Source organism: Burkholderia sp. ABCPW 11 (assembly GCF_001523445.1).
Lineage (GTDB): Bacteria > Pseudomonadota > Gammaproteobacteria > Burkholderiales > Burkholderiaceae > Burkholderia.
Map to the genome: position 1 here is coordinate 12,824 of NZ_LOVM01000046.1, position 23,634 is coordinate 36,457.

General features: G+C 67.6%; 25 protein-coding genes. 13 read left to right on the top strand and 12 right to left on the bottom strand.

Annotation, left to right across the window (positions count from 1 at the left end; genetic code table 11):
• Positions 1-96: 96 nt before the first annotated feature.
• From WS61_RS18330 to WS61_RS18340, 4 genes are all read left to right on the top strand, one after another.
• Positions 97-1,095: a GlxA family transcriptional regulator gene (locus WS61_RS18330; protein WP_059502153.1), complete on the top strand. Its 999-nt coding sequence runs from the start codon at positions 97-99 to the stop codon at positions 1,093-1,095.
• Positions 1,096-1,198: 103 nt separating this feature from the next.
• The gene (locus WS61_RS18335; RefSeq protein ID WP_059502155.1) at positions 1,199-2,146 is read left to right on the top strand and encodes a choline ABC transporter substrate-binding protein; all 948 of its coding nucleotides are present in this window, start codon (positions 1,199-1,201) and stop codon (positions 2,144-2,146) included.
• A 182-nt stretch (positions 2,147-2,328) separates the two neighbouring features.
• A complete protein-coding gene (locus WS61_RS35700) occupies positions 2,329-2,457 on the top strand; it encodes a hypothetical protein (RefSeq protein ID WP_257127290.1) in 129 nt (42 codons plus the stop codon).
• Positions 2,454-3,080 (top strand): trimeric intracellular cation channel family protein, encoded by a 627-nt coding sequence (locus WS61_RS18340; protein WP_059502157.1) that lies wholly within the window; start codon positions 2,454-2,456, stop codon positions 3,078-3,080. Before WS61_RS35700 ends, WS61_RS18340 begins: the two co-directional genes overlap by 4 nt.
• 7 nt (positions 3,081-3,087) lie before the next feature.
• Here WS61_RS18340 and WS61_RS18345 read toward each other — a convergent pair whose 3' ends face one another.
• Entirely contained in the window at positions 3,088-3,513 is a 426-nt protein-coding gene (locus WS61_RS18345; RefSeq protein WP_059502741.1) for a PACE efflux transporter, read from the bottom strand.
• Positions 3,514-3,651: 138 nt separating this feature from the next.
• Between WS61_RS18345 and WS61_RS18350 the strand changes: the two genes are divergently transcribed.
• Positions 3,652-4,596, top strand: coding sequence for a LysR substrate-binding domain-containing protein (locus tag WS61_RS18350; RefSeq protein ID WP_059502158.1), 945 nt, complete (start codon positions 3,652-3,654; stop codon positions 4,594-4,596).
• Here the strand turns inward: WS61_RS18350 and WS61_RS18355 are convergent.
• The 3 genes from WS61_RS18355 to WS61_RS18365 form a co-directional block, all read right to left on the bottom strand.
• Positions 4,583-5,731, bottom strand: a complete 1,149-nt coding sequence (locus WS61_RS18355) for a hypothetical protein (protein ID WP_059502160.1) — start codon at positions 5,729-5,731, stop codon at positions 4,583-4,585. The two genes, WS61_RS18350 and WS61_RS18355, sit on opposite strands and share 14 nt — an antisense overlap.
• 75 nt (positions 5,732-5,806) lie before the next feature.
• The gene (locus WS61_RS18360) at positions 5,807-6,076 is read right to left on the bottom strand and encodes a MoaD/ThiS family protein (protein ID WP_059502162.1); all 270 of its coding nucleotides are present in this window, start codon (positions 6,074-6,076) and stop codon (positions 5,807-5,809) included.
• Between the two features lie 100 nt (positions 6,077-6,176).
• On the bottom strand, positions 6,177-6,866 hold the full coding sequence (locus WS61_RS18365) for an aspartyl/asparaginyl beta-hydroxylase domain-containing protein (protein WP_059502164.1): 690 nt from the start codon (positions 6,864-6,866) through the stop codon (positions 6,177-6,179).
• 211 nt (positions 6,867-7,077) lie between these two features.
• Here WS61_RS18365 and WS61_RS18370 point away from each other — a divergent pair, with 211 nt between their 5' ends.
• Positions 7,078-7,422: a DUF4148 domain-containing protein gene (locus WS61_RS18370; RefSeq protein ID WP_059502166.1), complete on the top strand. Its 345-nt coding sequence runs from the start codon at positions 7,078-7,080 to the stop codon at positions 7,420-7,422.
• A gap of 72 nt (positions 7,423-7,494) precedes the next feature.
• Complete coding sequence (locus WS61_RS18375) at positions 7,495-7,770, top strand: DUF4148 domain-containing protein (RefSeq protein ID WP_059502743.1); 276 nt, start codon at positions 7,495-7,497, stop codon at positions 7,768-7,770.
• A gap of 252 nt (positions 7,771-8,022) precedes the next feature.
• Here WS61_RS18375 and denD read toward each other — a convergent pair whose 3' ends face one another.
• The 8 genes from denD to WS61_RS18415 form a co-directional block, all read right to left on the bottom strand.
• Positions 8,023-8,994 carry a D-erythronate dehydrogenase gene (gene denD / locus WS61_RS18380; RefSeq protein WP_059502745.1) on the bottom strand — a complete coding sequence of 324 codons (972 nt, stop codon included), beginning with the start codon at positions 8,992-8,994 and terminating at the stop codon, positions 8,023-8,025.
• A 28-nt stretch (positions 8,995-9,022) separates the two neighbouring features.
• Positions 9,023-9,799 (bottom strand): 2-oxo-tetronate isomerase, encoded by a 777-nt coding sequence (otnI, locus tag WS61_RS18385; protein WP_059502168.1) that lies wholly within the window; start codon positions 9,797-9,799, stop codon positions 9,023-9,025.
• 75 nt (positions 9,800-9,874) lie between these two features.
• Positions 9,875-11,200 carry an MFS transporter gene (locus WS61_RS18390; RefSeq protein ID WP_059502172.1) on the bottom strand — a complete coding sequence of 442 codons (1,326 nt, stop codon included), beginning with the start codon at positions 11,198-11,200 and terminating at the stop codon, positions 9,875-9,877.
• 121 nt (positions 11,201-11,321) lie between these two features.
• Positions 11,322-11,960 carry an aldolase gene (locus WS61_RS18395; protein WP_059502174.1) on the bottom strand — a complete coding sequence of 213 codons (639 nt, stop codon included), beginning with the start codon at positions 11,958-11,960 and terminating at the stop codon, positions 11,322-11,324.
• Complete coding sequence (gene otnK, locus WS61_RS18400) at positions 11,957-13,258, bottom strand: 3-oxo-tetronate kinase (RefSeq protein ID WP_059502176.1); 1,302 nt, start codon at positions 13,256-13,258, stop codon at positions 11,957-11,959. The genes WS61_RS18395 and otnK overlap by 4 nt, the downstream gene beginning before the upstream one ends.
• Before the next feature lie 19 nt (positions 13,259-13,277).
• Positions 13,278-14,168, bottom strand: a complete 891-nt coding sequence (ltnD, locus tag WS61_RS18405) for an L-threonate dehydrogenase (RefSeq protein ID WP_012339469.1) — start codon at positions 14,166-14,168, stop codon at positions 13,278-13,280.
• 58 nt (positions 14,169-14,226) lie between these two features.
• Entirely contained in the window at positions 14,227-14,931 is a 705-nt protein-coding gene (locus WS61_RS18410) for a FadR/GntR family transcriptional regulator (protein WP_059502178.1), read from the bottom strand.
• A gap of 191 nt (positions 14,932-15,122) precedes the next feature.
• Positions 15,123-16,196 carry a GlxA family transcriptional regulator gene (locus WS61_RS18415; RefSeq protein ID WP_059502747.1) on the bottom strand — a complete coding sequence of 358 codons (1,074 nt, stop codon included), beginning with the start codon at positions 16,194-16,196 and terminating at the stop codon, positions 15,123-15,125.
• A 287-nt stretch (positions 16,197-16,483) separates the two neighbouring features.
• On the opposite strand from WS61_RS18415, the gene WS61_RS18420 reads away from it, so the two are divergent.
• The 6 genes from WS61_RS18420 to WS61_RS18445 are packed head-to-tail and all read left to right on the top strand — an operon-like array spanning position 16,484 to position 23,535.
• Entirely contained in the window at positions 16,484-17,869 is a 1,386-nt protein-coding gene (locus tag WS61_RS18420) for an L-serine ammonia-lyase (protein WP_059502180.1), read from the top strand.
• A 14-nt stretch (positions 17,870-17,883) separates the two neighbouring features.
• Positions 17,884-19,128 carry a sarcosine oxidase subunit beta family protein gene (locus WS61_RS18425; protein ID WP_059502182.1) on the top strand — a complete coding sequence of 415 codons (1,245 nt, stop codon included), beginning with the start codon at positions 17,884-17,886 and terminating at the stop codon, positions 19,126-19,128.
• Positions 19,129-19,153: 25 nt separating this feature from the next.
• A complete protein-coding gene (locus tag WS61_RS18430) occupies positions 19,154-19,468 on the top strand; it encodes a sarcosine oxidase subunit delta (protein WP_059502184.1) in 315 nt (104 codons plus the stop codon).
• Positions 19,465-22,476, top strand: coding sequence for a sarcosine oxidase subunit alpha family protein (locus WS61_RS18435; protein WP_059502186.1), 3,012 nt, complete (start codon positions 19,465-19,467; stop codon positions 22,474-22,476). Before WS61_RS18430 ends, WS61_RS18435 begins: the two co-directional genes overlap by 4 nt.
• Positions 22,466-23,098 carry a sarcosine oxidase subunit gamma gene (locus tag WS61_RS18440; protein ID WP_059502188.1) on the top strand — a complete coding sequence of 211 codons (633 nt, stop codon included), beginning with the start codon at positions 22,466-22,468 and terminating at the stop codon, positions 23,096-23,098. The genes WS61_RS18435 and WS61_RS18440 overlap by 11 nt, the downstream gene beginning before the upstream one ends.
• Complete coding sequence (locus tag WS61_RS18445; protein ID WP_059502190.1) at positions 23,095-23,535, top strand: dihydroneopterin aldolase; 441 nt, start codon at positions 23,095-23,097, stop codon at positions 23,533-23,535. Before WS61_RS18440 ends, WS61_RS18445 begins: the two co-directional genes overlap by 4 nt.
• Positions 23,536-23,634 lie beyond the last annotated feature (99 nt).

Here is a 23,634-nt window from a genome sequence, read left to right on the forward strand (position 1 = left end):
CGGGCACGCTCCGGCCGCTCACCCTCGTCGAATAACGGCTCCCGCGGCTTGCGCCGCGGGGCTGGCTCCCTGCAACCTCCTCGCCAGGAGACCGATGTGACGTCCGCCGTCGCTGTCGCGCCCGTTGCCTGCGTTTCACCGGTTTCGTCCCTCGCCCATTTCGGCTTCCTGACGCTGCCGAACTTCTCGATGATCGCGTTCTCGAGCGCGGTCGAAGTGCTTCGGATGGCGAACTATGTCGGACGGGCGGAACACTACAAGTGGTCGATCTACTCGCTCGACGGCGCGCCCGCGCATGCCAGCAACGGCATCGCGGTGCGGCCCACGCAGCCGCTCGATTACGACGACCTGCCCGACGTGATGATCGTGTGCGGCGGCATCCGCATCCGCGACATGGTCGACGAACGCGCGCGCGATACGCTCGCGGCGCTTGCCGCACGCGGGCTGCCGCTCGGCGGCATCTGCACCGGCGCCTACGCGCTGATGGCGAGCGGGTTGCTCGACGGCTATCGTTGCACCGTGCACTGGGAGAACCTGTCCGCGCTGCATTCCGAATTTCCGCAGGTCGGGTTCGCCGACGAGTTGTTCGTCGTCGATCGCGACCGGCTGACCTGCACCGGCGGCACCGCGCCGCTCGATCTGATGCTGAACCTCGTCGGCATGCGGTTCGGCCAGCAACTGGCCGCGCAGGTATCCGAGCAGTTCATCCTGGAGCGCATCCGCAGTTCGACCGATACGCAGCCGATTCCGGTCGATGCGCGGGTCGGTTTCTCGCGCGCGGAGCTGATCGAGGTCGTGCGGCTGATGGAGGCGAACATCGAGGAACCGCTGTCGCTCGAGGAGCTCGCACGGCTCGTGCGGCTGTCGCAGCGGCATCTGCAGCGCATGTTCAAGGTGTACCTGAACGTATCGCCGACCCACTATTACCTGACGTTGCGCCTGAAACGCGCACGCGACCTGCTGCGTACGACCGACGCATCGATCGCGCGCGTGACGACGGTCTGCGGCTTTCATTCGCCGTGTCATTTCAGCAAGGCATACCGCGCGCAGTTCGGCCATGCGCCGAGCTACGAGCGCCGGCTGCCGGGGCGCTGAACGGAGCGATCAATCGGTCCGCGACGTCGCCGGGATCGCGGCGCGCGGCGTCAATAAACGATCCCGCATTCGAGCAAACGACATCACTTTGAGGAGAAGCAAGATGAAGCGCCTATTGATCGCAGCGGTGTGCGGGATCGGGATAACCGCGCCGATGTCGGCCGTTTATGCGGCCGATCCGCCCGTTTGCAAGAACGTGCGCTTCGCCGATGTCGGCTGGTCCGACATCGCGGCGACCACGGGCCTCGCGTCGACGATGCTGCAGGGGCTCGGTTACAACCCGACGAAGACGATCGCGTCGGTGCCGATCACGTTCGCGGGGATCAAGAGCAAACAGATCGACGTGTTCCTCGGCTACTGGTCGCCGACGATGGACCCGATCATCCAGCCGTTCACGAAAGCCGGCACGATCAAGGTGCTCGCGACGCCCAATCTGACCGGTGCGAAATACACGCTCGCGGTGCCCGACTACGTGTACCAGGGCGGCCTGAAGTCGTTCGCGGACATCCAGAAGTTCGCGGACAAGCTCAACGGCAAGATCTACGGGATCGAGCCGGGCAACGACGGCAACGCGCTGATCAAGAAGATGATCGACGGCAACCAGTTCGGCCTCGGCAAGTTCAAGCTGGTCGAGTCGAGCGAGGCCGGGATGCTGGTCGAGGTGAACCGCGCGGCTCGCGACAAGCAGTGGATCGTGTTTCTCGGCTGGGAACCGCATCCGATGAACGTGCAGATGAAGATCGACTACCTGAGCGGCGGCGACGACGTGTTCGGCCCGAACTACGGCGAAGCGAAAGTGCTGACGGCCACGCCGCCCGACTACGCGCAGCGCTGCCCGAACGTCGCGAAGTTCGTGTCGAACCTGCAGTTCACGACGTCGATCGAGAACCACGTGATGGTGCCGATCATGAACAAGCAGGATCCGAACAAGGCCGCCGCCGAATGGCTGAAGGCGAATCCGCAATCGCTCGACAAATGGCTGGCCGGCGTGACGACGATCGACGGCAAGCCGGGCCTGCCGGCGGTGAAGGCATACCTCGGCGTGCATTGAGCGCGACGCGTCGGGCTTTGCGGCCGCGGCCCGGAGCCTGACGTGAATGTCGAGCCGGCGCAAGCAGGGCGACCTGCTTGCGCCGGCTTTTTGCTGTGCGCTGAGCGCAGCGTGCTGCGTACTCGCGCCAACGGCCGGCGGGCGATGCGCTAGACTGCTCGATCCCCGCCAAGGAGACGGCAATGACCCGCAACCCCCTCGATGCATCCCGGCGGCTGTACGCAGCCGGCACGCGGCCGAATGGCGCGATCGCTTCGGTCGACGCAGGCTGCAGCCGGACGATCCGGTACGTCGGCCGTTCATTCGCATGAAGCGCATCGAGCAAGTGGTGCTCGCCGCCGATCTCGCGGGCACGGCGGTGTTCGCGATCGAAGGCGCCAATGCGGCAATCGGCGCCGGACTCGATCTGTTCGGGGTGATGGTGCTGTCGCTCGTCGTCGCGCTCGGCGGCGGCGTGATTCGCGACCTGTTGATCGGCGCCCGCCCGCCGAGCGCCGTGAGCGACTGGCGTTATCCGGCGCTCGCGTTCGCCGCGGGACTGTTCGCGTTCGTGTTTCATGCACGGGTCGCGTCGTTCTCGCCGTCGCTGCTGACGACGCTCGATGCGGCCGGCCTCGCATTGTTCGCGGTCGCGGGCGCGGTGAAGGCGCTCGAATTCCGCGTCCACCCGTTCATTGCGACGTTGATGGGCGCCGTGACCGGCTGCGGGGGTGGCGTCGTGCGCGATCTGCTGCTTGCGCGGATACCGGTCGTGCTGGTCACGGATATCTATGCGAGCGCGGCGCTGCTCGGCGCGGTCGTCGTCGTGTCGTGCCGGCGACTCGGTTGCCCGCCCGTCGTCGCGGCCGTGCTCGGCGGCGCCGCGTGCTTTGCGCTGCGGATGGCGGCGGTGCGCTTCGGCTGGCAGTTGCCGAAAATTGCTGCGGAGGCGTAGAGCCTGTTCACGACCCCTTCGTCGCCGCCGGCACGTCGAACACGCGATCGAACGCCCACTGGAACACGAACGCGTAGCAGAAGAAGAACGCGAACAGCCCGATATCGACGACGAACGCATCGAACCACGTGATGTCGAGCCACCACGACACGACCGGCACGAGGATGAAGATCAGCCCGCCTTCGAATCCGATGGCATGCAGGATCCGCCGCCCGAGCGTACGCGTCGGCTGCCGCCGCGACGCTTCCCAGCGTTCGAACAGCGCGTTGAAGATCATGTTCCACAGCATCGCGATCGCCGACATCGTCGCCGACAATGCGCCCGAATAGACGAGGTCCTGCTTGAAGATCGCCGCGATCGCGGGCGAAATGCAGGAAATGGCGATCGCTTCGTAGAGCACCGCCTGCGTGATCCTGCGCGGTAGGCCTTGCACGGGGTTCCTCCGGTTCGACGGCGGCGCCATGCCGCAACGTCCCGCAAGGCTAGCCGCGTTGCGCGCCCGTTTCAATTCACCTAATCTCACCCCGATTGAACCGAATTCAACCCGGCCGCATTCGATCCGCGAGGCTCCGTGTTCTCGAAAATCCCCCTGACCGCTTTGCGTGTATTCGAATCGTCGGCACGGCTCGGCACGTTCAAGGCCGCCGCGGACGAGCTGTCCGTGACGCCGGCTGCCGTGTCGCACCAGATCAAGTCGCTGGAGAGCCGCGTCGGCGTGCTGCTGTTCGAGCGCGGCGCAGGCGGCGTGCGGCTGACGGAAGAAGGCGAGCGACTGTTTCGCGCGAGCCACGAAGCGTTGCTGGCATTGAGCCGCGGGCTCGACGCCGTGCGGCCGGACGCGGCCGACGAGCGCCCGCTCGTGCTGACCACCACGCCGGCCTTTGCGGCGATGTGGCTGATTCCCCGGCTCGGTGCGTTTCGCCGTGTCGATCCGCATCTGCACATCAAGGTCGAAACGGGGAACGCGCTCGTCGATCTCGAACGCGAGGCGCGGATCGATCTCGCGATTCGCGCGACGTCGCGCCAGTTTCCCGCGCTGCACGAGATTGCGTTGATCGACGAGTATTTCGGCGCGTATGCGGCCGTCGGCGTCGATGCGGATTGCACCGACGAGCCGCTCGACCTGATCGAGACCGTGTGGGAGACACCGCTGCCCGTGTCGGTCGACTGGGCGTCGTGGTGTCGTGCGGCGGGACGGCAAGCATGGCTCGAACGCGCGGTGTTCCGCCATTACGACGACGAGCACTACGCATTGCAGGCCGTGCTGCACGGGCAGGGTATCGCGCTGCTCAGCTCGGTGCTGGCCGCCGAGCATGTGGAGCGCGGTGCGTTGATGCCGATCGAGCCCGCGGTGCGGCTCGACGGTGCGCGCTTCGTCGCGCTGTGCCGGCCGGGGCGGGAGCGCGAGCCGCAGGTCAGGCGGTTTCTCGACTGGCTCGAAGCGGAAATCGCACGGACGCGCGATGCGGTGGCGCGGATGGCGCCCGGCGCGTCTCGCGCCGCTAACCGAACCTGACGCAATACACCGGAGGCAAATGCGCCGATACCTGTCGCCAATGGTCGCCGCCATCGACGGACGTCCATAACCCGCCCGTCGTCGACGCCATCGCGAGGCGCGTGCCGGAATCGTCGACCGCGAGCCCATGCCGGTACACGAGGTCGTACGCGGGCGCGGCCGGCAACCCGTTCGACAGGCTCTCGAAACTGCGGCCGCCGTCGCGCGTGCGCGTGACGACGAACCGGCCGTTCACCGGAATCCGGCACGCATCCTTCACGGCCGGCACGAACCACGCGGTATCCGGTTCATGCGGATGCACGGCCACCGCGAAACCGAAGCTCGACGGTTGCGCTTCGATGCGGCGCCAGTGTTCGCCGCCGTCGGTCGAGCGGAAGATCGCGCAGTGATGCTGCGTCCACAGCACGTCGGGATTGGCCGCGCACTGCACGACGCGGTGCGGATCCTGCATGTTCGGCTCGCCGCGTCGCTCGGGCGGCATGTAGTCGGCTTCCATGCCTTCCGCGGTCACACGCCACGTCGCGCCGCCGTCGACGGTCTGCCAGACGCCGCCGCACGAGATGCCGACGGCGACGTGTCGGCTGTCGCGCGGATCGACCATCACCGAATGGATTCCCGGCGCGTCGTACCCGCCGCCGCCCCATTCGGCGCGTTCGGGGCGATCCCACAGCGCGCGATTGAGTACCCATGAATCGCCGTGGTCGTCGGAGCGGAACAGGCCGCCGGGAATCGTGCCGGCCCACAGTACGCCGGGCTCGTCTGGGCCGCCGGTTTCGAGCGACCAGATTTGCTGAAGGGTCCACGGCGGCTGCGGCGACCCCGCGGGCTCGTCGTCGGCGTCGCCGCTGCCCGTGTGCGTGTCGGTACGGGTGGCCGACGCGTCGGCGGGGTGCGGCGGATAAACCGGGGCCGCACATTCCTCCCAGTCGGTGGCGCCCGCGCGCAGCCGGTGGAGCTTCACGCCGAAATGGCCGAGATTGAGCGCCGCATACAGCGTGCCGTCGCGCGGGTCGGCGAGCGCCATGCTGACGGGCTCGCCGATGAAATGCGGTTCGCCGAGCGTCCAGCCGCCGTTACCGTCGGGTTGCAGGACGAACAGGCCCTTGCGGGTGGCGACGAGCAGTCGATCGTTCATATGCGGTGTCTCCGGATGGTCCGCCTTGGCGCGACGGCACTTGGTATGGAGGGATGCGCCCGTGCGTCGGCCCCTTTATCCGCCGGTCAGCGCCTGCACGACATACACGCGGCTGGCGTCGCCGAGCGCATCGGACAGGCGCTGCCGGTCGCGGATCGGCTGGCCGTCGATGAACACCGACAGGTGCTTTCGCAGCGCGCCCTGGTCGTCGACGATGTAGCCGCGCAGCCGCGGTTGCTCGCTGAAAATGGTGTCGAATGCTTCGCCGACCGTGCGCGCGTCGATGTCGCGCTCGGGCGTTTCGACATGCCGCTGGATCGATGCGGCGAAGAAGAGGTGCGCCATGGCGGTAGCTGGCAGGAGCCGCACGAAGGGATGGCTTGTAGTTTAGGCGATCCGGCGGGCGCCGAAAGGGGAAACGGCACTGCCGTGCGCGGCGCGGCTGCTAGACCGGAATCGACCGTCCCCTGATCCGGATCCCGAGCCGCACGACGCCGATCACCGCATTCGACAGCCACGTGAGCCAGCGCGGCATCCCGCGCCGCCGGATATCGAGCAGCAGCACGATCCGCACGGCGTCGCTGTCGTTCCATACCTCGTGCGTGAACGTGTCGTCCCACAGCAGGAAGCGGCCTTCGTCGAGCCGGTATTCGCGGCCGTCGACCTTCAGCACGGCGGCCGGCGTGCCGTCCGCGCGCCTGGGCATCGACAGCACGAGATAGCCGCGCAGGATACCGCGGAACGGCCCGCGATGCGGCGGGATGTGCTTGCCGGGCGCGAGGAACGACAGCGACGCGGACAGCACGTCCGGCGACGTCGCGACGAGCGACGCGACGGTCGGGCAGCGCGACAGGTTGCGCGCAAACGGCTGGCCGTACGCCTGCATGATGAACATGCGCCAGTCGCGCGCGTCGTTGGCCGAGATGTCGTACTGCTCGCGCATGATGTCGTGAAAGCGCGGGATGCGCGGCATGTCGCGTGCTACGTCGAGCGCCTCCGCGCGGATCGCGGGCCACGCGCGCACGAATCGCTCGGCATCCGGGAATGCGGCCGTGTCGAGCACCGCGCCGCTGTCGATATGGCGGTCGTACAGCGTGCGCAGCAGGGCGGCTGCATGGTCGTAAGCGGCGGACATGGTCGATCGATGGGTGGTCCGGATGAAGTGGTGGTCAGTCTGCCCGAAGCACGACGGGCGTTGCGTTACGTCAGGTTACGCCGGCTGACGAACGAATGACAGTTCGATGAAGGTCCGGCAAGGGCGGCCCGGCAGGCCGGGAATAAACATGCCTCCTCCGTCGTCATACGGGTGTAGCACGTCGTCTCGTTGACTTCTGAAGGAGTGGAACATGAACAAGCACTGGCTGTTGGCCGCCACGATGGTGGCGATGTCTGCCACAGGTGTCGCGACGCAAGCGTCCGCACAGGCACTCACGCGCGCCCAGGTCCGGCAGCAATTGATCGACGCCGAAAACGGCGGGTTGCGCTTCGTGACCGACACGTCGTATCCGGACGTGAGCCCGTTGTTCCAGAACCAAGCTGAGCGGATGCCGCAGCGGCAGGCCAGCACGGCGGTCGGCAGCGATCCGGCTATGTCGTCCGAAGCGGGCAAGCCGGCGGCGATGTCGCGGCGTCCGGGCGCCGCCGCATGCGTCGGCCCCGCGAGCTTCTGCACGATCTATTTCGGCAGCTGATCCCACCCGCCTGCATGCGCAGGTCACGCCTGTCCCGTGGTTGATCGTTACGTCCCATTGAAGGAGTTCATGATGAAAACATATATCGCACTACTGACGATGATCGGAGCGCTCGTCGGTCAGTCGGCATTCGCGCAAGCGGCCGCGCCGCTGACGCGTGCGCAGGTTCGCGAGGAGTTGATGCGTCTGGAAGCGGCCGGGTACGACCCGGCGAAGGGCGACGAAGGCGAGTATCCGGCCGACATCCAGGCCGCGGAAGCGAAGCTCGCCGAGCAGGAACGGGCGCGCATGGCGGCGTCGACGACGCGGGTGGCCGAACCCGACATGCCGGCGCAGAGCGGCAACTAGGGGCCGATATGTACCCGTGCTACGAGAGACCGTCGGCATCGCGGCAGAGCGAGGCACGTGCGCTGGGGGGCGCACGGATACGAATCGTATGGCGTGGTGGTGCGATGTTGTCCCTGCGCCGATGCGCGCGTCATGCAGGCGCTCGCGTTCGACGTGACGCGTCCGGACAGGCAGGCGGGCGGGATGCAACGCGCGTCGTGGCGCGTCGGAAAATCGGCCGGGCCGCGGCGGTGCAGCCCGGCCCGGCGCACATCAGTGCCGTTCGTCGGCGATATGGCTGCGGATCACGTCCGCGAACGACGTGTCGCCCTTCAGCCCGAGTGCTTCCGCGCGCGACGTATCCCAGCGACCCGGCCAGCTGCCGACGATCTTCTCGACGCGTTCGTCGGGCGCATGGCGGATCAGCTTGACGACCGCGTCGCCCGCGACTTCGCGCAGCGCCGCGATCATCTCGTCGACAGATACCGACAGCCCCGGCAGGTTGATCACGCGCTTGTTGCCGAGCTTCGCGGCGTCGATCTCGCAACCGGCGACGAGCGCGTCGATCGCGCCGCGCGGCGACAGCAGCCACAGCCGCGTCGAGCCGGGCACCGGGCACACGCTTTCCTCGCCGTTCAGCGGCTCGCGGATGATGCCGCTCGCGAACGACGACGCGGCCGCGTTCGGGCGGCCGGGCCGCACGCTGATGGTCGGCAGCCGCAGCACTCGGCCGTCGACGAAGCCGCGTCGCGCGTAGTCGCACAGCAGCAGTTCCGCGATGGCCTTCTCGGCGCCGTACGACGATTGCGGGTTCAGCGCGGTGTCGTCCTGCACGACGTCGGGCAGCGCGCCGCCGTACACCGCGACGGAGCTCGTGAACACGACGCGCGGCCGGTGGCCGCGCGCGCGGCACACTTCGAGCAACGTGCGCGATGCGTCGAGGTTGATCCGCATGCCGAGATCGAAATCGGCTTCGGCTTGCCCGCTGACGATCGCCGCGAGGTGGAAGATCGCGCCCGTGCGCGTGTCGATCCCGCGTTCGAGCACCGCGCGATCGGCGATGTCGCCGACGATCGACGTCACGCGCGCATCGCCGAAATCGCTGCCCTGGACGACGTCGAGCAGCACCAGCTCGTCGATTGTCTCGACACGGCCGTCGGGGCCGGTCAGTTCGCCGCGCTCGAGCAGCTTGCGCGCGAGACGCTGGCCGAGAAAGCCGGCGCCGCCGGTGATCAGTACTTTCATGTTCTTCATCCTCTGGGGAATACGGGAATCACAGGTACGGCCTGAGCCAGCCGAGGCCTTCGGACGTGCCGGCCTTCGGCCGATATTCGCAGCCGATCCAGCCGTCGTAGCCGAGCGCGTCGATCAGCGCGAACAGGTACGGGTAGTTGAGTTCGCCGACGTCCGGCTCTTGGCGTTCCGGCACGCCCGCGATCTGGATATGGCCGATGCCCGCGAAATCGCGCTGGAGTTTCATCGCGAGATCGCCTTCGACGATCTGGCAGTGATAGCAGTCGAACTGCACCTTCAGGTTCGGCGCGCCGACTTCCGCGCAGATCGCCTGCGCGTCGTCCTGGCGATTCAGGAAATAGCCGGGCATGTCGCGCGGGTTGATCGGCTCGATCAGGATCGTGATGCCGTGCGCGGCCCCCGCCTGCGCCGCATGCCGCAGGTTCGACAGATAGGTGTCGCGATGGCGCGCGCGGTCGGCGCCCGGCGGCACCATGCCGGCCATCACGTGCAGCTTCCTGTTGCCGATCGTGCGTGCATAGTCGAGCGCCTGGTCGATGCCGCGGCGGAACTCGTCCTCGCGGCCCGGCAGCGATGCGATGCCGCGTTCGCCCGCGGCCCAGTCGCCCGGCGGCGCGTTGAACAGCGCCTGTTCGAGGCCGTGCGCGTCGAGACGCGCACGGATGTCCTCGGCGGCGAAGTCGTACGGGAACAGGTACTCGACGGCCTTGAAGCCGTCGCGAGCGGCAGCGGCGAAGCGTTCGAGAAACGCATGCTCGGTGTACATCATCGAGAGGTTGGCGGCGAAGCGTGGCATGACGGAGCGTCCTGTGAATGAATGGCGCGGAGCGCTGTGCGCTCCGCGTCGAATGATGAATCGGCCGGCGGCGTATCAGCGGTTCACGAGTTTCGCGGGCGTGAGCCACACGGCGATCGCGCCGATCACGAGCATCGCGGCCAGCACGTACATGCCGGACGACGTGCTGTGCGTGACATCCTTCAGGTAGCCGATCACGTACGGGCTCGCGAAACCGGCGAGGTTGCCGACCGAGTTGATGATCGCGATCCCGGCCGCGGCCGCGGAGCCTGCGAGGAACGCGGTCGGCAGCGACCAGAACAGCGGGGCGCAGGTCAGCACGCCGCCTGCCGCGAGCGACAGGAACACGATCGACACGGCCGTATTGTGCGAGTACGACGCGGCGACCGCAAACCCGAGCGCGCCCATCAGCGCCGGCACGATCAGGTGCCAGCGGCGTTCGCGGTGCTTGTCCGCGCTGTGGCCGAACAGGTTCATCACGACGATCGCGACGACGAACGGAATCGCCGACAGCAGGCCGATCTGCAGCGTATCGGTGATGCCGGTCGATTTCACGAGCGTCGGCATCCAGAACGTGAGCCCGTACTGGCCGGTGACGAACGCGAAGTAGATCAGCGACATCCACCACATGCGCGGGTCCGAGAACACGGCCTTCAGCGAATGGCCGTGGTTCTGCTGTTCCTGCGGCTGCGCGGCGATTTCGTCTTCGAGCAGCTGCTTCTCGCGCTCGTCGAGCCATTTCGCGCCGCGGATGCCGTTGTCGAGATACAGGATCGTCGCGATGCCGACGAGCACGGCCGGCACGGCTTCGATCATGAACATCCATTGCCAGCCGTGGAAGCCCGAGCCGCCGTGGAAGCGCTCCATGATCCAGCCCGACAGCGGGTTGCCGAAGATGCCCGACACCGGAATCGCGGACATGAACACCGCGATGATCTTCGCGCGGCGATGGGACGGGAACCAGTACGTGAGGTACAGGATCACGCCCGGATAGAAGCCGGCTTCCGCGAGGCCGAGCAGGAAGCGCAGCACGTAGAACTGCGTCGGCGTCTTCACGAACGCGAACAGCGCGGACAGCACGCCCCACGTGATCATGATCCGCGCGATCCAGATGCGCGCGCCGAGGCGGTGCATCAGCAGGTTGCTCGGCAGTTCGAACAGAAAGTAGCCGAGGAAGAAAATCCCCGCGCCGAGCCCGAACACGGTTTCGCTGAACGCGAGATCCTGCGACATCTGCAGCTTGGCAAAGCCGACGTTCACGCGGTCGAGATACGCGACCACGTAGCAGAGCATCAGGAACGGCACGATGCGCCAGAACACTTTCCTGTAGGTGCGGTCGAGTTCGCCCGACTGGGCGGCCGCGGCGGGCGAGCGGCTTGCGGCCGCGTCGAGAGCAGTCATCGTCGTGTCTCCAAGGACGTCGTGTGCCGGCGGCGCGTAGGCTGCCGGTTCGTATGTGTGTGCTGACGGAAGGGCCCGCGCACACAGCGGGCAGGTGAATCGGTATCGGGTGCGCGGTGCGTCACCAGCGCGCGCCGAAGGTCTGGCGCAATTCGTCGAGCGCGGCGTCGGACAGCGGTTCGGGCTTCGGCTGCGTCATCAGCCACAGCCGCGCCGTTTCCTCGAGCTCCTCGAGCGCATACGACGCGTGCGACACCGACGGCCCCCACATCACGGGGCCGAGGCGATCGAGCAGCACGCCGCGCACCTGGTCGGCCAGCGCCGCGACTTCGGCCGCGACGGCCGGGTCGCCGGGGCGGCGGTAACGGATCAGCGGGATGTGGCCGACCTTCATCACGTAGTACGGCGTGATCGGCGGCAGCACGTCGGTGTCGCGCCACACGCCCGCGAGCGTCAATGCGACGAGATGCGTCGAATGCGTGTGGACGACGCCATGCGCGTCTGCGTTGCGCGCGTAGATGCCGCGATGCAGCGCGAGTGTCTTCGACGGCTTGCCGCCCGATACGGGCTGGCCGTCGGCGCCGACCTTCGCGATGTCGTTCGGGTCGAGCCGGCCGAGGCACGCGTCGGTCGGCGTGATCAGCCAGCCGTCCGCGAGACGCGCGCTGATGTTGCCGGCGCTGCCGACCGCATGGCCGCGCGCATACAGGCTCGCGCCGACCACGCAGATCTCTTCGCGCAGTTTCGCTTCGTCGCTCATCGTGCGGCTCCGTCCAGCGCGCGCAGCGCCTTGTCGAAAAAGTCCGTCGCGCCGAAGTTGCCGGATTTCAGCGCGAGGCCGAGCGGCTGCGCGTCGACGGTGGCCGTGGCCGGCACGCCCGGGTCGATCTGCGCGCCGATCTGCAGCGACTTCACGTCGAGCGCCTGCACGACCGCGCCGGACGTCTCGCCGCCCGCGACGACGAACTTGCGCACGCCGAGTTCGCGCAGCCCGCGGGCAATCGCCGCGAGCGTGCTTTCGACGAGATGGCCGGCCGCGTCGACGCCGAGCGCCTGCTGCACGGCCTTCACTTCGTCGGGCGTGGCCGTTGCATAGATCAGCACGGGTTGCGGCAGGTGCGTGCGCGCAAAGGCGAGCGCCTGCTCGACGACGGGCTCGCCGCGCGACGCCGCGAGCGGATCGATGCGGAAGCTCGGCCGCGTCGCGCGCCACGCGGCGACCTGCGCGTTGGTCGCCTTCGACGCGCTGCCGGCGAGCACGGCCGACAGGCCGTCGATGCGCGGCAGCGACGCCGCGTTGTCGCGCTCGGGCAGTTGCTCCGCGCGGCGGAAATTCGCGGGCAGGCCGAGCGCGATGCCCGAGCCGCCGGTAACGAGCGGCAAGCCCGCGCACGCTTCGCCGAGGACGTAGAGGTCGCGGTCCGACAGCGCGTCTGCGATCGCGAAACGCACACCTTCCGCGCGCAACTGGTCGATCCGCGCACGCACGGCGGCCGCGCCGAGCGCGATCGTGTCGTAGCGGATCAGGCCGACCGACGACTTCGTTTGCTGCTGCAGCACGCGTACGAGGTTCGCATCCTTCATCGGCGTGAGCGGATGATGCTCCATCCCCGATTCGTTCAGCAGCACGTCGCCGACGAACAGGTGGCCGCGATAGATCGTGCGGCCGTTCTCGGGGAACGCCGGGCACGCGATCGTGAAGTCGCCGCCGGCCGCATCGAGCAGCGCGTCGGCCACCGGCCCGATGTTGCCCGCGTCGGTCGAATCGAACGTCGAGCAGTACTTGAAGAAGAACTGGCGGCACCCTTGCGCGCGCAACCATTCGTACGCGGCGAGCGATTGCGCGACGGCGTTGGCGGCGGGAATCGTGCGCGATTTCAGCGCGACGACGATCGCGTCGGCGTCGACGATCGTGTCGGCAGCCTCGCCGTCGGCGGGCACGCCGATCGTTTGCACGGTGCGCATGCCGCTCTTGACGAGCATGTTCGCGAGATCGGTCGCGCCGGTGAAATCGTCGGCGATGCAGCCGAGCAGGGGACGGGAAGCGGAAGCGGTCATGGCAGGAACGTCGTTCGAATCAGCGGGCGGGCGGCAGCGTGATGCCGGGGAAAGTCTTGATCACGGCGGAATCGTCCTCGCCGCCGTGGCCGGCGCTCGACGCGCTCATGAACATCTGGTGCGCGGTGGCCGACAGCGGCAGCGGGAATTTGCTGCGGCGCGCGGTATCGAGCACGAGACCGAGATCCTTCACGAAGATGTCGACGGCCGACAGCGGCGTGTAGTCGCCGTTCAGGATGTGCGGCACGCGGTTCTCGAACATCCACGAATTGCCGGCGCTGTGCGTGATCACGTCGTACAGCGCGTCGGCATCGACGCCTTCGCGCAGGCCGAGCGCCATCGCTTCGGCCGCCGCCGCGATATGCACGCCGGCCAGCAATTGATTGATGATCTTCACTTTCGAGCCGATGCCGTGTGCGTCGCCGAGGCGGTACACCTTGCCGGCGATCGCCGCGAGCACGTCCTCGCAGCCCGCATACGCGGCGGCCGGGCCGGACGTCATCATCGTCATCTCGCCGGAGGCCGCGCGCGCGGCGCCGCCCGACACGGGCGCGTCGAGCATCTGCAGGCCGGCCGCTTCGATGCGCGCGCCGAGCGCGACCGCGAATTCAGGCGCGACGGTCGCGCTCGCGATCACGATGCCGCCGGGCTTCATCGCCGCGACCGCACCGTGTTCGCCGAACAGCACCGTTTCCGTCTGCGCGGCATTGACGACGAGCGTGACGACGACGTCGCACTGCGCACCGAGTTCGGCCGGCGTCGCGCACGCGATGCCGCCTTCGGCGGCGAATGCCTGCAGCACGGTGTCGCGCACGTCGCATGCATGGACGCGCAGGCCGGCGCGCAGCAGCGAGCGTGCGACGCCGAGGCCCATCGCGCCGAGGCCGATGACTCCAACATTTCTTGACATGGTCAACCTTGATCGATTCGGGAGAGGTTCCGGACGGCGGCGGCGGGCGCCGCCGGCTTCAGCAGATGCCGGCTTCCGCGAGGCGGCGGGCGGCGTTGTACATGTGCGTGCGCGCCGCGTTGCGGGCGGCCATCGGGTCGCGCGCGCGGATCGCATCGGCGATCGCCGCGTGTTCGTCGCGCACCTGCCGCGAGAAATCGTCGCGCGTCGCTTCGTTGCCCCGCGTGACCTTCACGCCGGCTTCGAGGTACTGGTTCAGGAACTGCAGCGTCTTCAGGAAATACGGGTTGCCGGTGACGGCCGCGATCGTGCGGTGGAACGCGACGTCTTCCGCCACGCCGTCGCGCCCTTCGGCCACTGCTGCATCGATCTTGCGCAGCGCGTCGTCGATGTCGGCCATGTCGTCGTCGGTGTGGTGCAGCGCGGCTTCGGCCGCGACTTCGGCCTCGATCGCGCGGCGCACCGCGAGCAGGTGCGGCAGCGAGCTCGCCTCGACGGCTTCCGCGTAGTCGATGCGCAGCGGCCGGATCGCGCCGTGCTGGTTCACGAACACGCCGCTGCCCTGGCGCGGCTCGACCACGCCTTCGTTCTTCAGCCGCGAGATCGCCTCGCGGATCACGGTGCGGCTCACGCCGAATTCCTGCGCGAGCACGGCTTCGGTCGGCAGCTTGCCGGTGGCCGCGAAACTGCCCACTTCGATCTGCTTGAGCAGTTGCTGCGCGACATGGTCGCTCATCGCGCGGGCCGGAATTTTTTCGAACATGATGCTCAAGTTTGTAGGGTGATGTGGTCATCATACAAATTTGAGCGCGCATCAGCATCCGGGATAACCCTCGTTTTATCGAGGGCAACGTCGGCTAATTTGATTGGAACCGGTTCCAAAAGCGCCGAAACCGATGCGAACGTGTGCGGTTCTGCCATCGGCCAAGGAAGAAGGCGGACGCCCCTGGGCCGTCAGTCGGCGAGGTCCTCGACGGCGTCGGCCGACGCATCGGGCATCGCATCGACTTCGGCCACGTCGCCGCCGCGCTCGCGATACGTCGCCGGCGGCACGCCGAACTGCTTGCGGAATTCGCGCCCGAGGTGCGATGCATCGGCGAATCCGCAACTCGACGCGATATCGGCGACGGTGCGGTCCGAGCTCGTCAGCAGCCAGGCGGCCGTGCGCAGCCGCACCTGTTTCGCGAAGGCCTGCGGGCTCTTGCCGGTCTCGGCCTTGAAGAGCCGCTCGAGCTGCCGCGTCGACAGGTCGAGCTTGCACGCCAGTTCCTCGAGCGGCAGCGCGCGCCCCACGTGCTGTTCCATCAGAAGAATCGCGCGCTTGACCTTCGGATGCGTCGCCGGTTCGAGGCCCGGCGGATGCGGCTGCGGCGCGTTGCCTTTCTGCATCTCGCCGACGAGCAGGATGCGTAGCGCCTTCTGTACGGTGGCGTGATCGAAATGGCGCAGCAGGATCGCGGCGGCGACGTCGATCGACGCGCGGCCGCCCGAACACGTGATCCGGCGCCGGTCGATCACGAACAGCCGGTCAGCGATCAGCAGGTCGGGATCGGCGGACGGAAAGCGCTCGATGAAGTCCCAGTAATGGAACCAGCTCACGCAGGTGCGGTAGCCGTCGAGCACGCCGGCGCGCATCAGCGTGAACACGCCGGTGCAGATGCCGACGACCGTCGCGCCGCCCGTTGCCGCGCGGCGGATGAAGTCGAGCGTTTCAGGGCCGGCCTGCGGCCCCGAATGCAGCAGCCCGCCAACCACCACCACATAGTCGAACGGCTCGGCCGCGTCGAACGTCTCCCACGGCGTGATCTGGATCCCGCAGCTCGCGCGCACCGGTGCGAGCGTCTCGCCGATCACGCTCCATGCGCAGCGCACGGGCTTGCTGTAGTCGCCGTCGTCGGCCGACAGCCGCAGCATGTCGACGAAGCCCGAGAAGGCCGTCAGCGTGAAGTTCGGCAGCAGCACGATGCCGAAGCGGATGCGCCGCGGCGCGGGTTCTGCGAGGGGGGAAGCGGGTACGTCGGGGGTCATCGCGGCCAATCTCGTCACGCCGGTAAGGCGGTCTCACTCGTTTCACTCTGTTTGCGGGCTACGGCTGCCGGAGGGCGGCACGGATGCAGCCAGCGTCGCCGATCGGCCGTGGCCGGACTTGTGGTTTTTCGTCGCGAACCATCGCCAAAACGCACTTTCCGGGCGGCCGGCACGGCGCTTGGCGGCGCTATCCCACGCCGATGCCGTTTTTGTTCTATCGGCCGATTTTACGCCCTGATGTACTGAGGCCCAACGACATTTCACGCATGCAACCCAAAGGAAGCCAGATGAACGTCAGCGCGTTCGACCTGTTCAAGATCGGCATCGGCCCGTCCAGTTCGCATACGGTCGGCCCGATGATCGCCGCGTGCCGCTTCGCGTCGCACGTCGAGGACGCGAACCTGCTCGGCTTCGTGCGCCGCGTGCGGGTCGAGCTGTACGGCTCGCTCGGCGCGACCGGCAAGGGCCACGGCACCGACAAGGCCGTGCTGCTCGGCCTCGAAGGCCACCTGCCCGACACGATCGATCCCGACCTGATCGAGCCGCGGCTCGCCGCGATCCGCGCGGAGAAGTCGCTGACGCTGCTCGGCAAGCAGACGGTCCGCTTCGACGAGAAGGAACATATCGGCTTCTATCGCAAGCTGATGAGCGGCACCGGCATCGTGCATCCGAACGGGATGCGCTTCCAGGCATTCGACGAACACGGCCAGTTGCTCGTCGAGAAAGAGTATTACTCGGTCGGCGGCGGCTTCGTCGTGAATCGCGACGGCGATCGCGTGAACGGTGTGCGCGCGGCGGTCGACGTGCCGTATCCGTTCCGCACCGGCGACGATCTGATGCGCCAGTGCCGCGAACACGGGCTGTCGATCGCCGAGCTGATGCTGCGCAACGAATCCGCGCTGCGTCCGGCCGACGAAGTGCGCGCCGGGCTGATGGCGATCTGGCGCACGATGGCCGCGTGCGTCGAGCGCGGCTGCAAGGTCGAGGGCGACCTGCCGGGCCCGATGCGCGTGAAGCGCCGCGCGGCCGAACTGAACGGCTGCCTGCGCGCGCGTTCGGAAGAGTCGCTGCGCGACCCGCTGTCGATGCTCGACTGGGTCAACCTGTATGCGATGGCCGTGAACGAAGAGAACGCGGCCGGCGGCCGGGTGGTCACCGCGCCCACCAACGGCGCGGCCGGCGTGATCCCCGCGGTGCTGCACTACTACGTGAAGTTCGTGCCGGGCTCGAACGAAGCCGGCATCGTCGAATTCCTGCTGACGGCCGCGGCGATCGGGATCATCTACAAGGAAACCGCGTCGATCTCCGGCGCGGAAGTCGGTTGCCAGGGCGAAGTGGGCGTCGCGTGCTCGATGGCCGCCGCCGCGCTCGCCGCCGTGATGGGCGGCACGCCCGACCAGGTCGAGAACGCGGCCGAGATCGGCATGGAGCACAACCTCGGGATGACCTGCGATCCCGTGGGCGGGCTCGTGCAGATCCCGTGCATCGAGCGCAACGCGATGGGCGCGATCAAGGCGCTGAACGCGTCGCGCATGGCGCTCAAGGGCAACGGCCAGCACTACGTATCGCTCGATTCCGTGATCAAGACGATGCGCGAAACCGGCGCCGACATGAAGACGAAATACAAGGAAACGTCGCGCGGCGGCCTCGCCGTGAACGTCATCGAATGCTAACGAAGGATCCAAACATGAGCCGCTACTCGATATTCAGCCTGTTCCGCAACGGCCTCTCGTATCACGAGAACTGGGAGAAGCAGTGGAAGAGCCCGGAGCCGAAGAAGGAATACGACGTCGTGATCGTCGGCGGCGGCGGCCACGGCCTCGCGACCGCGTACTACCTCGCGAAGGAGCACGGGATCACGAACGTCGCGATCCTGGAGAAGGGCTGGATCGGCGGCGGCAACACCGCGCGCAACACGACGATCGTGCGCTCGAACTACCTCTGGGACGAATCGGCCGCGCTGTACGAGAAGGCGATGAAGCTGTGGGAAGGGCTGTCGCAGGACCTGAACTACAACGTGATGTTCAGCCAGCGCGGCGTGATGAACCTCGCGCACACGCTGCAGGACGTGCGCGACACCGAGCGCCGCGTGAACGCGAACCGGCTGAACGGCGTCGACGCCGAATTCCTGACGCCCGCGCAGATCAAGGAAATCGAGCCGACGATCAACCTGAACAGCCGCTACCCGGTGCTCGGCGCATCGATCCAGCGCCGTGCGGGCGTCGCGCGTCACGACGCGGTGGCCTGGGGCTTCGCACGCGGCGCGGACCGCGCCGGCGTCGACATCATCCAGAACTGCCAGGTGACGGGCATTCGCCGCGAAGGCGGCGCGGTGGTCGGCGTCGACACGGTGAAGGGTTTCATCAAGGCGAAGAAGGTCGCGGTGGTGGCCGCCGGCAACACGACGACGCTCGCCGACATGGCCGGCATCCGCCTGCCGATCGAAAGCCACCCGCTGCAGGCGCTGGTGTCCGAGCCGATCAAGCCGGTGGTGAACTCGGTGATCATGTCGAACGCGGTGCACGCGTACATCAGCCAGTCCGACAAGGGCGACCTCGTGATCGGCGCCGGTATCGACCAGTACACGGGCTTCGGCCAGCGCGGCAGCTTCCACATCATCGAAAGCACGCTGCAGGCGATCGTCGAGATGTTCCCGGTGTTCTCGCGCGTGCGGATGAACCGCCAGTGGGGCGGCATCGTCGACGTGTCGCCGGACGCGTGCCCGATCATCACCAAGACCGACGTGAAGGGCCTCTATTTCAACTGCGGCTGGGGCACCGGCGGCTTCAAGGCGACGCCAGGCTCGGGCTGGGTGTTCGCGCACACGATCGCCCGCGACGAACCGCATCCGCTGAACGCACCGTTCGCGCTCGACCGCTTCTACACGGGCCATCTGATCGACGAGCACGGCGCCGCCGCCGTCGCGCACTAACCCCCGCATTGAAGGAGAAACAAACATGTTGCTGATCGAATGTCCGTGGTGCGGGCCGCGCGCCGAATCCGAATTCACGTGCGGCGGCGAAGCCGACATCGTGCGCCCGGTGGCGAACGAGACCATGACCGACCGCGAATGGGGCGAATACGTGTTCATGCGCGAGAACAAGCGCGGGCTGCACAAGGAGCAATGGCTGCACACGCAGGGTTGCCGCCGCTGGTTCAAGGTCACGCGCGACACGGTGACCTACGATATCAAGGGCTACGAAAAGTTCGGCGGGGCTGCCATCAGTGGCGCGGCCGCCGGCAACGCAAACGAAGAGGGCACGAGCAAATGAGCCAGAAAGACCGCCTCGGCACCGGTGGCCGGATCAATCGCGCGATTCCGTTGACGTTCACGTTCAACGGCCGCACGTACCAGGGCTTCCAGGGCGACACGCTCGCGTCCGCGCTGCTCGCGAACGGCGTGCATTTCGTCGCGCGCAGTTTCAAGTATCACCGTCCGCGCGGGATCGTGACGGCGGACGTGGCGGAACCGAATGCCGTCGTGCAGCTCGAAACCGGCCCGTACACCGTGCCGAACGCACGCGCGACCGAGATCGAGCTGTACCAGGGGCTCGTCGCGACGAGCGTGAACGCCGAGCCGACGCTCGAGAACGACAAGTACGCGATCAACCAGAAGTTCTCGCGCTTCATGCCGGCCGGGTTCTACTACAAGACGTTCATGTGGCCGCGCAAGATGTGGCCGAAGTACGAAGAGAAGATCCGCGAAGCGGCCGGCCTCGGCAAGGCGCCCGAAGTGCTCGACGCCGATCGCTACGACAAGTGCTACGCGCACTGCGACGTGCTCGTGGTCGGCGGTGGCCCGTCGGGCCTCGCCGCCGCGCATGCGGCCGCCACGGCCGGCGCGCGCGTGATCCTCGTCGACGACCAGCGCGAATTCGGCGGCAGCCTGCTGTCGTGCCGCGCGGAGATCGACGCGAAGCCCGCGCTGCAATGGGTCGAGAAGATCGAGGCGGAGCTGCGCAAGCTGCCCGACGTGACGATCCTGTCGCGGAGCACCGCGTTCGGTTATCAGGACCACAACCTCGTGACGGTCACGCAGCGCCTGACCGATCATCTGCCGGTGTCGATGCGCAAGGGCACGCGCGAGCTGCTGTGGAAGATCCGCGCGAAGCGCGTGATCCTCGCGACCGGCGCGCACGAGCGGCCGATCGTATTCGGCAACAACGACCTGCCGGGCGTGATGCTGGCGGGCGCGGTGTCCACCTACGTGCATCGCTTCGGCGTGCTACCGGGCCGTAACGTGGTCGTGTTCACGAACAACGACCGTGCATACCAGACCGCGCTCGACCTGAAGGCATGCGGGGCGAAGGTGACGGTCGTCGATTCGCGCGCGTCGTCGAACGGCGCGCTGCCGGCCGCGGCCAAGCGGCAGGGCGTGACGGTGATGAGCGGCGCGGTCGTCACGGCCGCATCGGGCAAGTGGCGCGTATCGTCGGTCGACGTCGCGTCCTACTCGAACGGCCAGACCGGCGGCAAGCTGCAGACGCTGCCGTGCGACCTCGTCGCGATGTCGGGCGGCTTCAGCCCGGTGCTGCACCTGTTCGCGCAATCGGGCGGCAAGGCGTGCTGGAACGACGAGAAGGCGTGCTTCCTGCCGGGCAAGCCCGTGCAGGCGGAAGCGAGCATCGGTGCGGCGGCCGGCGAATTCGGGCTGGCCCGTGCGCTGCGGCTCGCGGTCGATGCGGGCGTGGAAGCGGCGAAGGCCGCCGGCTTCACCGCCGCGCAGCGCCCGGCCGTACCGCAGGTCGCCGAAGCCGTCGAAGGCGCGCTGCAGCCGTTGTGGCTCGTCGGCAGCCGCGAGGCGGCCGCGCGCGGCCCCAAGCAGTTCGTCGACTTCCAGAACGACGTGGCGGCCGCCGACATCCTGCTCGCCGCGCGCGAAGGCTTCGAGTCGGTCGAGCACGTGAAGCGCTATACGGCGATGGGCTTCGGTACCGACCAGGGCAAGCTCGGCAACATCAACGGGATGGCGATCCTCGCGGGCGCGCTCGGCAAGACGATTCCGGAAACGGGCACGACGACGTTCCGTCCGAACTACACGCCCGTGTCGTTCGGCACGTTCGCGGGCCGCGAGACGGGCGATTTCCTCGACCCGATCCGCAAGACGGCCGTGCACGAATGGCACGTCGAGCACGGCGCGATGTTCGAGGACGTCGGCAACTGGAAGCGGCCGTGGTATTTCCCGAAGAACGGCGAGGATCTCCATGCGGCCGTGAAGCGCGAATGCCTCGCGGTGCGTAATGGCGTCGGCATTCTCGACGCGTCGACGCTCGGCAAGATCGACATCCAGGGCCCGGACGCGGTGAAGCTGCTGAACTGGATGTACACGAACCCGTGGAACAAGCTCGAAATCGGCAAATGCCGCTACGGGTTGATGCTCGACGAAAACGGGATGGTGTTCGACGACGGCGTGACCGTGCGCCTGGCCGACCAGCATTTCATGATGACGACCACCACCGGCGGCGCGGCGCGCGTGCTGACGTGGCTCGAGCGCTGGCTGCAGACCGAATGGCCCGACATGAAGGTGCGGCTCGCGTCCGTCACCGATCACTGGGCGACGTTTGCGGTGGTCGGCCCGAAGAGCCGCAAGGTCGTGCAGAAGGTGTGCCAGGACATCGACTTCGGCAACGAAGCGTTCCCGTTCATGAGCTACCGCAACGGCACCGTTGCCGGCGCGAAGGCGCGCGTGATGCGGATCAGCTTCTCGGGCGAGCTGGCCTACGAAGTGAACGTGCCGGCGAATGCGGGCCGCGCGGTGTGGGAAGCGCTGATGGCGGCCGGCGCCGAGTTCGACATCACGCCGTACGGCACCGAGACGATGCACGTGCTGCGCGCGGAGAAGGGCTACATCATCGTCGGCCAGGATACCGACGGCTCGATCACGCCGTACGACCTCGGGATGGGCGGGCTCGTCGCGAAGTCGAAGGACTTCCTCGGCAAGCGTTCGCTGACGCGCTCGGATACCGCGAAGGAAGGCCGCAAGCAGTTCGTCGGACTGCTGACCGAGGACGAACAATTCGTGCTGCCGGAAGGCGCGCAGATCATCGCGAAGGACACGCAGGTGTCGGCGGTCGATCCGACGCCGATGATCGGCCACGTGACGTCGAGCTACTACAGCCCGATCCTGAAGCGCTCGATCGCGCTCGCGGTGGTGAAGGGCGGCCTGAACAAGATGGGCGAGAGCGTCGTGATTCCGCTGGCCAACGGCAAGCGGATCACCGCGAAGATCTCGAGCCCGGTTTTCTACGATACCGAAGGGGTGCGTCAGCATGTGGAATGAAACGAGAAACCAGACGCAGGTGGCGGGTGCGGGCGGCGTGACGCTTGAATCGCCGTTCGTCGGCGCGGCCGACGTGCTGAAGGCGCACCAGGCGCGCGCGTCGAAGAAGTTCGCGCTGCGCGAGCGGCCGTTCCTCGATCTCGTCAACGTGCGCGGCGAGTTGAGCGACCCGGCATTCGTCGCCGCGTTCGAGCGTGTGGTCGGCTGCCGGCCGCCCGCGGAGCCGAACACGGTGGCGCGCGGCGCCGAGTACGACGTGCTGTGGCTCGGCCCTGACGAATGGCTCGTGCGGTCGAACGGGCCGGTTCAGGCCGGCGTGCTCGAAGCGAAGCTGGCGGAGGCCGTGCAGGGCTCGTATGCGGCGGCCGTCGACGTCGGCAGCGGCTACACGGTCGTCGAGGTCAGCGGCGAACGCGTGCGCGACGTGATCGCGCGCGGCTGCCCGCTCGATCTGCATCCGCGCGTGTTCAAGCCGGGCCAGTGTGCGCAGTCGCACTACTTCAAGTCGCCGATCACGCTGATCCCGACCGGCGACGCGTCGTTCGAGATCGTCGTGCGTCGCAGCTTCGCCGACTATTTCGTGCGCATCATGCTCGACGCCGCGGCGCCGCTCGCATCATGAAGCCGTTCGACGAACCGTTCGTGGCGATCGACGCGCCGCGCCTGCGCGGGCGCGGCTGGAGCGTGTTCGTCGACGAACTGAAGGTGCCCGCGCGCATCGGCATCCATGCGCACGAGCATGAAGCGCCGCAGCCGATCGTGATCGATGCGCGGCTCGGGTATCGCTGCGAGCCGAGCGAGCAGGGCGAGTGGATCGATTACGACGGCTATTGCGCGCGTGTCGCGTCGTTCCTGTCGCACAAGCCGCATACGCGGCTGCTGGAGACGCTCGTCGCCGATCTCGCGGTGCTGTCGTTTCGCGAATGGCCGGCGCTGGAATCGCTGACGCTGTCGGTGCACAAGCCGAAGATCCGGCCGGGGACGAAGCGCGTGGGCGTGTCGCTCGACTGGACGCGCGGCGATTATCTGCGGTGGACGGGGGCGGCGGGGCAGCTTTGATCGGAGGGGGCTGGATCGAGGCACGAGGGAGGTGATCCGGCGACTCCATGGGACGGCGGCGCGAATGCGCCGCCGTACTCGTCTATAGTTCCTGAAATT

Bases quoted from the DNA above. Each gene is read 5' to 3' on its own strand.
- WS61_RS18440 (WP_059502188.1), top strand. From the start codon at position 22,466: ATGTGGAATGAAACGAGAAACCAGACGCAGGTGGCGGGTGCGGGCGGC.
- denD (WP_059502745.1), bottom strand. From the start codon at position 8,994: ATGAAAGTACTGATCACCGGCGGCGCCGGCTTTCTCGGCCAGCGTCTC.
- otnK (WP_059502176.1), bottom strand. From the start codon at position 13,258: ATGACCGCTTCCGCTTCCCGTCCCCTGCTCGGCTGCATCGCCGACGAT.
- WS61_RS18445 (WP_059502190.1), top strand. From the start codon at position 23,095: ATGAAGCCGTTCGACGAACCGTTCGTGGCGATCGACGCGCCGCGCCTG.
- WS61_RS18415 (WP_059502747.1), bottom strand. From the start codon at position 16,196: ATGACCCCCGACGTACCCGCTTCCCCCCTCGCAGAACCCGCGCCGCGG.
- otnI (WP_059502168.1), bottom strand. From the start codon at position 9,799: ATGCCACGCTTCGCCGCCAACCTCTCGATGATGTACACCGAGCATGCG.
- ltnD (WP_012339469.1), bottom strand. From the start codon at position 14,168: ATGTCAAGAAATGTTGGAGTCATCGGCCTCGGCGCGATGGGCCTCGGC.
- WS61_RS18370 (WP_059502166.1), top strand. From the start codon at position 7,078: ATGAACAAGCACTGGCTGTTGGCCGCCACGATGGTGGCGATGTCTGCC.
- WS61_RS18340 (WP_059502157.1), top strand. From the start codon at position 2,454: ATGAAGCGCATCGAGCAAGTGGTGCTCGCCGCCGATCTCGCGGGCACG.
- WS61_RS18335 (WP_059502155.1), top strand. From the start codon at position 1,199: ATGAAGCGCCTATTGATCGCAGCGGTGTGCGGGATCGGGATAACCGCG.
- WS61_RS18360 (WP_059502162.1), bottom strand. From the start codon at position 6,076: ATGGCGCACCTCTTCTTCGCCGCATCGATCCAGCGGCATGTCGAAACG.
- WS61_RS18395 (WP_059502174.1), bottom strand. From the start codon at position 11,960: ATGAGCGACGAAGCGAAACTGCGCGAAGAGATCTGCGTGGTCGGCGCG.
- WS61_RS18410 (WP_059502178.1), bottom strand. From the start codon at position 14,931: ATGTTCGAAAAAATTCCGGCCCGCGCGATGAGCGACCATGTCGCGCAG.
- WS61_RS35700 (WP_257127290.1), top strand. From the start codon at position 2,329: ATGACCCGCAACCCCCTCGATGCATCCCGGCGGCTGTACGCAGCCGGC.
- WS61_RS18430 (WP_059502184.1), top strand. From the start codon at position 19,154: ATGTTGCTGATCGAATGTCCGTGGTGCGGGCCGCGCGCCGAATCCGAA.
- WS61_RS18435 (WP_059502186.1), top strand. From the start codon at position 19,465: ATGAGCCAGAAAGACCGCCTCGGCACCGGTGGCCGGATCAATCGCGCG.
- WS61_RS18390 (WP_059502172.1), bottom strand. From the start codon at position 11,200: ATGACTGCTCTCGACGCGGCCGCAAGCCGCTCGCCCGCCGCGGCCGCC.
- WS61_RS18420 (WP_059502180.1), top strand. From the start codon at position 16,484: ATGAACGTCAGCGCGTTCGACCTGTTCAAGATCGGCATCGGCCCGTCC.
- WS61_RS18355 (WP_059502160.1), bottom strand. From the start codon at position 5,731: ATGAACGATCGACTGCTCGTCGCCACCCGCAAGGGCCTGTTCGTCCTG.
- WS61_RS18375 (WP_059502743.1), top strand. From the start codon at position 7,495: ATGAAAACATATATCGCACTACTGACGATGATCGGAGCGCTCGTCGGT.
- WS61_RS18365 (WP_059502164.1), bottom strand. From the start codon at position 6,866: ATGTCCGCCGCTTACGACCATGCAGCCGCCCTGCTGCGCACGCTGTAC.
- WS61_RS18425 (WP_059502182.1), top strand. From the start codon at position 17,884: ATGAGCCGCTACTCGATATTCAGCCTGTTCCGCAACGGCCTCTCGTAT.